Annotated in this window: 4 protein-coding genes; 2 read left to right on the top strand and 2 right to left on the bottom strand. The window is 33.2% G+C overall.

Annotation, left to right across the window (positions count from 1 at the left end; genetic code table 11):
* Positions 1-23 precede the first annotated feature (23 nt).
* Together AB8B23_RS03675 and AB8B23_RS03670 are read right to left on the bottom strand one after the other, a co-directional pair.
* Entirely contained in the window at positions 24-2,333 is a 2,310-nt protein-coding gene (locus tag AB8B23_RS03675; protein ID WP_369713484.1) for a BamA/OMP85 family outer membrane protein, read from the bottom strand.
* Positions 2,334-2,341: 8 nt separating this feature from the next.
* A complete protein-coding gene (locus AB8B23_RS03670) occupies positions 2,342-6,952 on the bottom strand; it encodes a translocation/assembly module TamB domain-containing protein (RefSeq protein WP_369713483.1) in 4,611 nt (1,536 codons plus the stop codon).
* Between the two features lie 308 nt (positions 6,953-7,260).
* On the opposite strand from AB8B23_RS03670, the gene AB8B23_RS03665 reads away from it, so the two are divergent.
* Both AB8B23_RS03665 and AB8B23_RS03660 read left to right on the top strand, forming a co-directional pair.
* Positions 7,261-8,553 (top strand): OmpP1/FadL family transporter, encoded by a 1,293-nt coding sequence (locus tag AB8B23_RS03665; protein ID WP_369713482.1) that lies wholly within the window; start codon positions 7,261-7,263, stop codon positions 8,551-8,553.
* Between the two features lie 675 nt (positions 8,554-9,228).
* A complete protein-coding gene (locus tag AB8B23_RS03660) occupies positions 9,229-13,626 on the top strand; it encodes a PolC-type DNA polymerase III (protein ID WP_369713481.1) in 4,398 nt (1,465 codons plus the stop codon).
* Positions 13,627-13,675 lie beyond the last annotated feature (49 nt).

Genomic DNA, 13,675 nt, shown 5'->3' with positions numbered 1-13,675 from the left:
TATATTTTGATTTTTCTAAAAAATTAGAATGATTGTCCAAAGCTAAAATAGAATTTACCTTTATCTTTTTTCTCACCTTTTTTCTCAGGATCCATTGGCCAACCATAATCAAATCTTAACGGTCCAATTGGAGTATTTAATCTTACCCCAACTCCATACCCTTTTTTAAGATCTTTAAAATCATGAGCATCTTTTCTGTTTGGTTTGTAAATTCTTTTACCAGTACGAGGATCTCTTGATTCATTTTGCCAAGCATTTCCTATATCAAAGAATGCTACTAATTGTAATGTATCATTGATTTTTGTTCTATTTTCAATAGTTGCGTGGAATTTATCATATCCATCAAATGCACCATATTCATATCCACGAACTGATTCAGCTCCACCAATGCTAAATTTCAATGCTTCTGGAGTTCCACTTCCTGTAGATCCCCAAGCTACTCTATATGCCATTACATTCTTATCACCAAAGAAAGTTGGATGGTAAGCTCTCAAATCTGTTTCAAACTGATCGTATTTTCTAGAATCCCCTATAAGTTTACCTCTTTCATATGACATTGTTGAATAAATACCTTTTGATGGACTATAGGAATTATTTCTTGTATCATAAATTAATGAAGGTCCTATCGCAAGTAAGTTATATTTATCATTTACTTCTTTGCTTCCAAGCAATTCTTTAAAACGATCATATCTTGCTGCTAATCTTACATAAAGATTGCTGTTAAGTCCCTTACCAATTGTCCAACGAGTTCCAGATTTTCTTACTTTTTCAACTTCATCTCTGTCCGCATTATCATTGACAGACTCATTCCAGTAAATATTTCCACCTATTTGTACACGCTCAGTATTTTTTACCCAAGGATCAAACCAGCTAATATCAAATGTTTTATCTCCTTTGTTTGAGGCCGAAAGTGTGATTGATGCATCTTGTCCTCTTCCAAGGAAGTTAGAGTCAGATAATTTAAGTTCTCCAACTAATCCAACAGAAGTTCCATAAGAAATACTTCCATTTATTGTAGTTGTTGAACGTTCTTCTACAAGAAATTCAACTGCTCTTGCATTTGGATCATCTTCTTTTCCACTAAGTACAGGCTCTATTGAAGTAAATATACCTGTTTTATAAAGCTCTCTCATTGTATTTTCTACATTTTCTCTCTTGAAAATTTCTCCAGGTTTTACTTCTTGCACTCTTTCAAATATATAAGGTTTTGTTCTTAAAGTCGTAGCCTTCAATGATTGTCTTTCATTATCCTTCTTCGATGGGGCTTTCTGGAATTCAACAGAATCAACCATTCCTTCTGTAAGTCCCATATTTACAACTCCTTCAGGAGACACGTTTATTGACTCTATTCTTGCCAAAGTGTATCCATCTTTTGAATATAGTTTGATCACCCCATTTTCATCAGGATTTAACATATTACTATTTAAGATTTCTCCTCTTTTTACACCAAGTGCTCTTTCAAGCTGTTCATTGGTATAAAGTGTATTCCCCTCAAAGTTTATATTTTGAATAATTGGATTTTCCTGTACTTCATAAATAATTTCAACTGTATTATCAGCTCTTCTATTAATTTTAGGTTCAACACTCGCAAAATATCCTGACTGAAATATTTTTTGCGCACCATCAATAGCTTTTTGTGGTATAAAAATATCTCCTAATTTTACAGGAAGATCTTTCAGATATTCTTGTTTGTCTTTTATTTTTGTTCCTTCAATTTCAATTCTTGCAACTGTAAATTCTGTTTCTTTTTTCATATCTTCACGCATTTGAAGTCTTTTTCTAACAGCTTCAGCATTTTCTACTTCACTTACTTGTATTAAAATGTTTACCGTATCTCCATCAACTTGCGGAATTACATTTGCTTCAGCAATATATCCAAGACGTTTTACTGCAAGATAAATATCACTTAAGCTCTTATTTGAATAATTATCTCCTGATTTTACAGGAATCTTTTCAAGTATTGTGTCAGCAGATATTTCATTTAAGTTCGAAACTTCAATTGTTCCAACCTTTAGCTCAACTTTTTGTTCAATTGCCTGCTGAGCCTCAATTGTATCTCTTTTACTTCTTTTGCTTTTTTTAATTTTTCTTCCTTTAACTCTAATTGGCTCAACATCATCAAAATTGCTTAAATTTCCAGTTTCATCAGTTGCAGATGTCTCAATTTCTGTTTCTGTTTCCCCATCAGCTAAAAGATTTTTGTTATCGGCTAATTCACTTGTTCCAATTGTTCTGCCTTTTTCTTCCGCCTGTGATACGTTGTTCACAGATACAAATAATGTTACTACAACGATTAAGGCATAAATCTTATTTCTCACTTCTTGTTTTGACATTTTTCCTCCTATTTTTTTAATGTATCAAGTTTTCTTTTTCTAAATATTTTTCTTAAAATATCTCTAAATGTATCGGCTCTTGCTGAAAAATCAACTCCAAAATAATAATTTACTCTTGCACCATTACTCATGTCCATGCTGGATTTGTTTTTATTTATACTTTCACCTCCAAGACGTAAATCTAGTCCATTTGTAACGTTATAGCTAAGCCATGCGTTATATCCTACTGGATTTTTTCCTTCAGATTTTGAAGTCTGATACGGAAATTTAACCGCCGCATTCCAGAACAGCCTATCTTTATACAGGTTATCCTGAAGAGTAAGCGTTGTTGCTGCACTATATTCTCCTGTTTTATCTGAGCGATTTAAATTTGTTGAAACAGATACTTTGGACATACCTAATACCTCTCTAATTTTACCAGTTACTGACGAAAAAATCAACTCATTTAATGCAGTATTAACTAAAGAGCCTGCAACTACTAATCCATCAGCTGAATTTCCATTGCTATTTTTACCAGTTTTTTCTCCATTTCCAACTATTGTGTTGAATGCGAGCAGTGATATAATTTCCTCTTTTGATTTACCTGAAGAGGAAGCAAATTTTATTTCAGGTTTACTTACATTTCCGCTTACACTTATTTCTATCCTTTCTCCGTTTATTACTGTGCTTGCATCAAATACAATAAATGGATTCGACACTGATGATGTAGTGCCATTAACAGACGGGATAAATCTTATCTCCGCACCTTCTATTTTAAAATCGTTTCCATTTGCAGAAAATGAACCTCTTGTAATTGTATATTCTCCATCTATTCCAATTTCTCCATTATTGTAAGTAATATCAGAAGCTCCTTTTACAGTTCCCTTTATATTTTTTACAATGCTCACATTTGGAATTTTAATTTTTACGTTATTTCCAGTCCGAACATTTACGTTTACTGTATATTGCTTCATTATCTTGTCAATAACTTCTTCTACTACTCCTTCAACAATTGTCTTATCTTTAGAGTTTTTAACAACTTCTTCTTCTGAAAGTTCAGTTTCTTGTTTATTTTCTGTATTTTTTGAATCAAAGTTAGGTATTTCACGGATTTCTGCATCATCCACAAGTAAATTTCCAAATAATCTATTTTCAGTAAATACTAAATCTCCAGTAAGTGCAAAATCAATACCTTTTCCATAATGAAGTCCAACTTTATTAAGATTTGTATTTAATTCAAATTTTCCAAGTTCCAGACGTTTTGTCTTCATGAAGTCCGATGGTATTTTTGGAACATCTAGATCTCCATTTACTTTAAAGGTTCCTCCATTATACCCTCCATCTAGACGATTTACAACAAGCTTGTTATTACGTAACTCAATGTTGGCATTTATATTGTCCACAAGTGTCTGTCTGTCTTTTGTTTTATAATTAAAATTATCCAGAAGAATGTGTCCTGTTGTTGCCTCATTTGAGAAAACTGCATCTATGTTTGCAATCCCACCTGCCTGCTCTATATCCTTATTAACTCCAAGAAAGTTTAAGTTAAAATCCTTAGCAAGCATAGAGACATTGTATTTTACTGGTGTAAACTGCACATATCCATTTACGAGCAATGGATTATCTTCATATTCTAGATAAAACTGTCCAATATTTAGGGTCTTTTCATTTGCCTGTAAATCAATATCCACATTTTTTACTGGAAATCCACTAAGCTTGACCTCATCTGATTTTATCTGAACTCCTGTTATGAAATTTTCAAAACTTCCACGATACATGAATCCAAAATCAATATCGCCACTGTATCCTTTATCCTTTAAATCTTGTACCGAATCAAGCGAGAACTTCTGTTTTTCTATCTGATAGTCAATATTTACATTGGCAAGATCGAATTTTGTCTGTGTTTCAAACAGCGTTTCATTATTATCTCCGACAAATTTCAGTTTCTGCAAGTCAAATGTTCCATATTTAAAAAACTTGTCTATATCCCCATTGGAATATTCAAGTTCTGCGACAATATGTGGAATCCTATAAGTTTTAAAGCTCATATTTCCAAGAATTACCTGTCCTGCCAGATTGAAATTATTCAAGTCACCCTTAAGGCTAAGATTTGATCTTGTCCCAAATGTCAAGTCCTTCATTTCCAAAAGTTTTGGAATGTCAGGTTCATTTAAGCTAAGCCCAATATCTGAAATTCCAGTTTTCAAATCATAAGTTCCATAAAGACTATTTTCACGCAAAGTCACATCCTCAAAGTTTATGACTCCGTCTTTTATGCTTAGACGTGCATTTGTGTCACCCACATATCTTGAATTTACAGTTGTCGGTGCAGACGGCATAGTTATTGTTCCTGAAAGCTTGTCAACCTTTCCTGAAAGATTTGCATCCAATGTTCCCACTTGCAGGTTAACCTTAGGTCCTGAAGTATTGTAAAGCCTGTAGTCTTTCAACCCTGCATTTATATCCATTCTTCCTGTTTTCAGATTGAACTTTCCATTCGCATTAAGGTTTTCGTTGCGGATATCTGTAATATTTACAACATTGTCCTTTATATGCAAGTTTCCACTTACATTTTTTAGACGCTGGTATCCAAGCCACAGTTCATCCATATTTGTATTTACAGTTATATCCATATTGGCAAGATCATTGATTTTACCACTAGCATGAAGCTTTTCGTATTCTCCGATATATTCTCCATACGGACTGTAAAGCTCATAAGTTCCTGAAATTTTATTTCCACTTCCACTAATTCTTGCTGTAAATGTTGCTGGCAGCTTTGCCTTGTCCAGTCCTTTGAACTTATATCCATTGGCTCTTAACAGCTTTGCTATGTCAATGTTTTTTGGCAGATTTAACGAATATGAATGTTTCATATTGGAAGTTGTTGTCCCATTTATACTTACTGTTCCGCCACCATTGATTCCAGCTGTTCCACTTATCGTATAATTCCCGTTATGGATTTTTACACGGGCATTTACGCTATGCACAAGCGGAATTGACAAATCCTTTATTTTTGCATTTATTAATCCTGAACGGAGCATGTTTTTCCCATTGAAATTTACGACCAGATTATCCACATCAGGGCTGATTGTGTAACTTTTGCCACCGTAATTTACCGTAAAATACCCTTTGCTTCTGGCATTTACCACAAGAGTCCGTCTGCTTGGATTAATTGTATAATTTCCATTCAGCACATTGGAATTTACATTCCCAGATATAATATTCTTGGTTGATATTTTGAGATTTCCTGTTATAGTTCCAATGCTAAAATCTGAACCAAGATTATTTAGGATATAGTTTCCATTCCCTGTTTTATTTTTCAAGTCATAGACAAACTTGCTGGATTTTACATCTTCCTTAATCTTAAATCCTGAAATCGTTTCATCAAATACAAATGACGTATCTGTCAATGTTAATTTTTCATCAGCGATTTTCATTGTTGTTTTTATATTTCTAAAATTATAATTTGCAAGATTTATATTGTCTGATGAAAATTTCCCATTAAGTGTAGTCTTTTTCTTTTTTATATCTGAATTTACTTCAAGATTAGCTGTAACCCTGCCTTGCGCATTAATTTTCGCATTTTTTATAATCTTGTATCTTGCAACCTCTTCAAAAGGCAGATTGTCAGCAGTCAGCTTCAAGTTCAATTTTTGATTCTGAACAAAATAAGCAAGCACAAAAGTTACTGGACTTTCTTTTAATTTTGTGTTAGCATTTACAGTAATTTTATCCTTTTTCAAGTCAATTACTGCATTAGCGCCTTCAATATCGCCATCCAAATCAACATAGCTAACCTTTCCGTTGCGTATTTTCAGACTTCCCAGAGCATTTGTAGTTTTTTTCACTTTGTCATTTTCAAGCTTAAGGACTCCATTTAATATTCCACCTTTCGCTTTTATCATTTCAAGCGGTACATACTGCCCCAGCTCCTCGTTTATACCAATATTTTCAAAACTAAAATTCAGCCGAAAATCCTTCCTTCTTGCATCACTGTTCTTCATTTTATCAAACATCGAATAAATAGACTGCTTTGATTTCAGAATTTGTTTTAGTTCAATCTTTAATGCTTCCACTGTACCATCTTCATTTTTATTTCCAGAACCTTTTGCAACAATCGAAAAACCTCTTGATTTTGCCGTTTCCAATTTACCATTTACTTTTTTCAAAGTTTTTGATATCTTTTTTTGAAAACTTAAATCTGTATAATTTACAATTGCATTATGAATATGTAACTTTCCGATTCTGCTTGTAGGATCGAATGTCTGAGTTTTTTTCGGATCTTTTTTTATGACATGGAAAATATTAAAGTCATTATTTTTTCTTCTTTCCAAATTCACAATTCCGTTGTAGACGTCTATTCTGTTAAGTCGTGTAGGCATAAGAAGACTTATTCCAGCTGTAGTTTTCTTTCCATAAATAACGACATTTCCAGCCATATCCTTAACTTTCAGATCATCAATTTGAAGAGTATTAAATCCTATTAATTTAACATTCTTAAATTCTACATTTAATCCACTAGCTTTTAATATTGAAGTCAACATACCTCTAAAATTTCGAGTAGAAATACAAAGCTTTATTCCGAATACGGTTATTAGAAGAAAAATGAATACAATCAAAGATTTCTTTATATATCTCATCTCACGTTTTTTACCTCCTCTTCTGTTTTTTTGAAAAGGATAATCATTTTCATTGTCCTAATATTTCATTTTATCTTTTTTTAATTTTTTACAATTAAAAAGAAATATCCTTTTTATTTTATCACAAATTTAAATAAAAATCTATTATTATATAAGTTTTTTTCACTTAGAAAATATAAAAATAGTTTTATCATCAAAATAATTTTGTTGACTTTTCATATAACGCGTGTTATATTGTGTTATACTTAGATTTTAACTATGGTAACATTTTTAAAATAAACTCATCTATGTAATTAAAGGAGAATTTTATGAAACTAAAAATAGCAATTATATCAATTTTAACAACAGTTTTTGCAAATGCAGCAAGTGTTGACTATTTGTCAAACAACTCTGCCTCATATTTTCAAAATCCATCTCAGACTGGTAAAATTACTGTGGAAGGTGTTTTTTACAATCCTGCTGGAACTGTATTTTTAGATGACGGAACTTACATCAATGTAAATATGCAAAATTCAATGGTTGAGGAATCAATGACTCTAAATGGAAAAAAACTAAAATCACGTAGATATGCAGGAGCTCCTTCATTTAACCTTCTGTATAAAAAGAATAATTATTCACTTTACGGAAATTTAAGTGTTATCGCAGGTGGAGCAACTTTGCGTTATAATGAAGGTGTCGCAGGGATTGAACTTGCAGGAGAAACTTTTAATAATCTTACAGGAGGAAGACTTGGAGCAAAAGTTGTAAAAAATCGTTTTACAGGACAAAATCGTTACTATCAACTGCTTCTAGGTGGAGCATATAAATTTAATGATGCCTTTTCAATGTCAGGTGGTCTAAAATATGTATATGCTCACAGAAAACTGGATGGAAAAGCTCAATATGACTACAATCCACTTGTAGGTGCTGCAATTGGTCTTAACAGAAACTACCTATCAATGAATTCAGAACGTAATGCAAAAGGTGTTGGAGGAATTATAGGTTTTGACTATAAGCCTACTGACACATTAAATTTTGCCTTAAGATACGAAACTCCAGTAAAACTAAAATTTAAGTCAAAAGCACAAGAAGATAATAAAATGCTGCTTGCGGGACGTCCTCTTGGAATCTCATTCTTCTATCCTGAATATGCAGATGGTGTACATTCAAGACGTGATTTACCGGGAGTCCTGGCACTAGGAGTATCAAAGGATATAAACAAATGGACACTTTCCAGCGGATATACACATTACTTCAATAAAGCTGCAAAAATGGATAGATTCAAGTATAACGACGGGTATGAGGTAAATTTTGGAGCAGATTACAAAATAAATGATAAATTTACTTGGCACGCTGGATTCAATTACGCAAATACAGGAGCCAAAAAAGAATCTTTCTCTGATGTAGAATACGCGATAAATTCACAAATTTACGCAACAGGACTGACATACAAGCCTACAGAATCCTCAGAGTGGAAATTTGGAATCGCCCATGTAAATTACAATGCTGCTAACGGAAAACGTGAACAAACTTCACTTCCAGGAGTCTACATTGATAAATCAAAAGTAAAATACGACAAAAATATAAACGTATTCACAGTTGGTTACACACATAAATTCTAATTATTGCAAAAACTTTAAGAACAGACTAAAAAAATTTGTTTTTAAAGTTTTTTTATTGTATAATTTATTTAAAATCTATTTTTTGTAATCAGCAATTAAGTTATTTTCTTAATTTTTTTTAGATTATTTTAGTTAATAAAGATTTTTCTATTAAGTTATGTTTTTTTCTTTTTTTTACGTAAAGGGGATCAGTCGCCATCCCCTTTATAATCCCCGCTCGTCTAAGCATTTTTTGAAAACAAAATCGAAACTCGCTGCGTAAAACTTCGCTCAAACAGTCGATTTTATTTCCAAAAAATCACGACACTTTTTAGTTTAATCATAACAGGTAATTTTATTAAAAAGGTTCAGATTATAATAAAATAAACTTTTTTAATTTTAATAAATCGACGGAGCTTTTATTTGTTCAACTACGACTGTTTGACGACTAAAAGGAGGAGTTTCGGAGTTGGGCAAATAAAAGTCGTAGTCTAGCCATAGGTTGCAGGATTTGCGGCAATGAGCAATCCTGCGAAAATATAAAGAGAAAAAACATAAGTAAAAATAGTAAAAACTATTATTAACAAAAAAATATAAAAAAATTTAGAAAATAACTTAATTGAAGAATTTAAGGAAAAGATTTAATAACTAGAATGAGGATAAAGATAAAAAATGTTAGGGGGCATAGATAGAAAAATGAGTACGAAGTATTTGAAGGTTAAACCTTCAGAAGATTTTTTTAGGAAATACGGAATTAAGAATTTTGAGATTGAGTATGTTAATTTATTTTCTAAAAAGAGAGAGATTGAAATATTTGTGAGGGTTCATAATTTTGAGGCACATAATGAGATACAGGATTTGAGGCAGCTGCTTTATAAGAGTTTTGAAAATGGGCTAAAATTGAAGATTAAGATGGATGTCAATCCTGAACTGATACAGAAGGATGTTATTGGATTTGTAAAATTTGCAATTGAGAATTATAAACATGAGAGTAAGAGGTATCAGTATATTTTTGCAAGTTATGAAGTGGAAAGTCTTGAAAATACGGTGTTTATAAAATTGCCATCGCACCATTTGATAGAAGAGGCCAAAAGAACTGAGGCAAAGGAAGAATTGACAAGAAAAATTTATGAATGTATGGACAATTCGATAAAAATTGAGTTTGTAAATGGGGATTTTGAGGAAGTGAAGGCTAAAATTAAGGCTCAAAATGAATTGAATTCGGTAAAGGCAAGTGAACTTCCAAAGTATGAAAATGCTAGTGTAAGTAATGGTAATGGCGGTAATTATGGAGGAAACGGAAATTTTAATAATGGAAACAACGGAAACGGTTATTCAAATGGCGGGAATGCTAATGGAGGCAACAATAAAGGTAATTACAAATGGAAAAAAATTCCTGATATAGATGCAATGCCATTTTCTACACTTGATATTTTGAACAATGGTGATGATGTGGCACTAGAAGGAAAAATTTTTAATGTAGATATGAAAGAAACTAAGAATGGGAAGTTAATGTGTGATTTTATGATTACAGATTATACAGATTCTGTTAGTTGTAGAATATTTTTTAACACAAATGAGGATATTCAAGTAAAACTTGGGGAATGGGTAAAGGTTACTGGAAGTTTTGAGGCAGATATGTATAGTGGGGAAAAATATGTCAGAACTCAAAGAGTGGAAGTTATTGAATCTAAAGATGTGAAAAAAGAAGATAATGCTACGAAAAAAAGAATAGAACTTCATGCACATACGAATATGAGTGAAATGAGCGGAGTTATGTCAATCAAGGATTATGCGAAAAGAGCTAAAGAATTTGGGCATAGCGGGATTGCTGTGACAGATTATGGAGTAGTACATTCATTTCCGTTTGCGTTTAAGGAGGCAAATGAGGATTTTAAAGTTATTTTTGGGATGGAAGCGTATGTAGTTGATGACGAGCAGGACTTGATTACGAATCCTAAGGACAAGATGATTGAAGATGAAATTTATGTTGTATTCGATATTGAAACGACGGGATTTGATCCGTTTAATGACAAGATAATTGAAATTGGAGCTGTGAAAATGCGTGGAAGGGAAATTATTGGAGAATTTTCTGAATTTGTAAATCCTGAAATTCCAATTCCGCCAAAAATAACAGAGCTTACAACGATTACTGATGAAATGGTTGCAAATGCTGAAAAAATAGAAACTGTACTTCCAAGATTTCTAGAATTTTGTACTGATACAACGGTAGTTGCCCACAATGCGAAATTTGACGTGGGATTTATCAAGCAAAAAACTATTGAGCAAGGACTTGAGTATTCTCCGAGCGTGATTGATACGTTGCCTTTGGCTAGAACATTGCTTCCTGATTCGAGAGGATATGGACTTGCTAATTTGGTAAAATATTTTGGAATTACGCTTGAGACACACCATAGGGCTGTTGATGATGCAAAGGCTACTTCGGAAGTTTTTCAGAAATTTTTAAATATGATTTTAAGTAAAGGGATTTTGAAACTGATTGAGATTAATACGGATTTACAGCCAAATATTCAAAATTCTGAAACATTGAACACTATGATTCTGGTAAAAAATCAGGCTGGGCTTCGTGACCTGTACGAGCTTGTATCACGTTCCAACATAGAATTTTTTGGAATGAGAAGGCCTAGAATACCAAAAACTCTGTTAAACAGCATGAGGGAAAATCTGCTAATTGCGAGTTCAGCTTCGGCTTCTGAAAGAAATAAGGGAGAACTTGTAAATCTTTATTTACGTGGGGCAGAAAAAGATGACATTGAGGAAAAAGCGAGATTTTATGATTATATCGAGATTCATCCACATACAAACTATGCTGACATGGTGGAAAGAACGAGCAAGGAAATTGAAAGTTACGATATAATAAAGGAAATGAACAAGTATTTTTACGAACTTGGAAAAAGTCAGAATAAAATTGTAGTTGCGACAGGAGATACCCATTATCTTGAAGAGCGTGAAGCAATTAACAGGAATGTTCTTCTTTTAGGAAGTGGAACAATGTGGAAAACTGAAACTTCGGATGGAGTGAGAGGATATGAGTTTTTTGACAGAAAATTGTATTTTAAAACTACCGAAGAAATGTTGGAAGCATTTAATTATTTGGGAGAAGAAGCAGCTCAGGAAGTTGTTGTGGAAAATACTCATAAAATCAATGATATGATAGAGCAGGTTCGTCCAATTCCAACTGGATTCTATCCGCCGAAAATTGATGGGGCAGAAGATGAAGTAAGGGAAATGACTTACAAGAAACTTGAGGAACTTTATGGGGAAAACATTGATGAGAGCCTGAAGGAAAGAGTGGAAAAGGAGCTTAATTCGATTATTCAAAATGGATTTGCAGTGCTTTATCTGATTGCACAGAAACTTGTGCATAAATCGGTAGATGCAGGTTATCTTGTAGGTTCACGTGGTTCGGTTGGATCTTCAATAGTTGCCTATCTTATGGGAATTACCGAAGTAAATGGACTTTATCCACACTACAGATGTCCGAAATGTAAGCATACGGAATTTATGAATGAAGAAGGAAGTGGAGTTGACTATCCTGACAAAAATTGTCCAGAATGTGATACAAAATATATAAAAGATGGACATGCCATCCCATTTGAAGTGTTTATGGGATTTAATGGAGACAAGGTGCCAGATATTGACTTGAACTTTTCTGGGGAATATCAAGGGGAGATTCATAAATATACGGAAGAACTGTTTGGAAGTGACAATGTCTTTCGTGCTGGAACGATTTCTACGCTTGCTGAAAAGAATGCTTTTGGGTATGTGAAAAAGTATCTTGAAGAAGTCGAAGGAACACCTGAAATAAAGGAAAGAAAAGCAGAAGTTATGAGGATTGCAAAAGGCTGTGAAGGGGCTAGAAAAACAACTGGACAGCATCCTGGTGGAATGATAGTCGTTCCAAAGGACAAGTCAATTTACGATTTTTGTCCAATCCAGCGTCCAGCAAATGATATGAAATCAGCTTCCAAGACAACCCATTTTGATTATCACGTAATGGACGAACAGCTTGTAAAACTGGATATACTGGGACACGATGATCCGACAACGCTTAGAATTTTGCAGGATTTGACAGGTGTTGATATTTATACGATTCCGCTTGATGATAACGAAGTAATGAGTTTATTCAGCGGTACAGAAGCACTTGGTGTAACTCCAGATGAAATCGGTTCTCCGACTGGAACATCAGGAATACCCGAATTTGGTACATCTTTTGTAAAACAGATGCTAGTTGACACACGTCCAAAAACTTTTGCGGAATTAGTTAGAATTTCTGGACTTTCACACGGAACAGACGTTTGGCTGAATAATGCACAGGACTACGTAAGAAGTGGAATTGCAACCTTGAGTCAGATTATCACGGTGCGAGATGACATTATGAATAAGCTGATTGACGATGGACTAGATAAATCATTAGCCTTTTCCATAATGGAATTTGTTAGAAAAGGACAGCCTACGAAAAATCGTGAAAAATGGCATGAATATTCTAAAACAATGAAAGAACACGGTGTAGAGCAATGGTATATTGATTCATGCGAAAAAATAAAATATATGTTCCCAAAAGGGCATGCGGTGGCTTATGTAATGATGGCAGTAAGAATCGCTTATTTTAAAGTGCATTATCCAATCGAATTTTACACAGCTTTCCTAAATAGAAAAGTTGGAGATTTTAAAATGACAGCAATGTTCAGACCAGTAGAAGAATTGAAACGTGCGAAAATGGAAATGGACAGAAAAGGAAACTTAAATGCTAAAGAAAAGCAGGAATTATTTCTATACGAAATTTTGATTGAAATGCACTACCGTAAAATCGAACTGGAACAAATTGACATCTATAAATCAGAAGCAAAACTTTTCACAATACAGGATGGTAAAATCAGAATGCCATTAATCGCAATGGATGGACTGGGGGAAGCTGTTGCTGAAAATATCGTTTCTGAACGAAAAGTTGACTTTTTATCAATCGAAGATTTGGTAAAACGTACAAAATTGAATAAAACGATTGTGGAACTGATGAAAGAATATGGATGTTTGAAGGATTTATCAGCAACAAATCAGCAGACATTATTTTAGAAAATAATACAAAATCAATTGCGTTTTCAAAAATTTTGAAAATAACAAA

Origin of the sequence: Leptotrichia sp. HSP-342, assembly GCF_041199995.1 — a bacterium.
In the GTDB taxonomy this organism is placed as follows: domain Bacteria; phylum Fusobacteriota; class Fusobacteriia; order Fusobacteriales; family Leptotrichiaceae; genus Leptotrichia; species Leptotrichia mesophila.
This window is presented reverse-complemented; position numbering and strand designations above follow the sequence as displayed.

Coding starts and splice junctions, on each gene's coding strand:
- AB8B23_RS03675 (WP_369713484.1), bottom strand. CDS start 2,333: ATGTCAAAACAAGAAGTGAGAAATAAGATTTATGCCTTAATCGTTGTA.
- AB8B23_RS03670 (WP_369713483.1), bottom strand. CDS start 6,952: ATGAGATATATAAAGAAATCTTTGATTGTATTCATTTTTCTTCTAATA.
- AB8B23_RS03665 (WP_369713482.1), top strand. CDS start 7,261: ATGAAACTAAAAATAGCAATTATATCAATTTTAACAACAGTTTTTGCA.
- AB8B23_RS03660 (WP_369713481.1), top strand. CDS start 9,229: ATGAGTACGAAGTATTTGAAGGTTAAACCTTCAGAAGATTTTTTTAGG.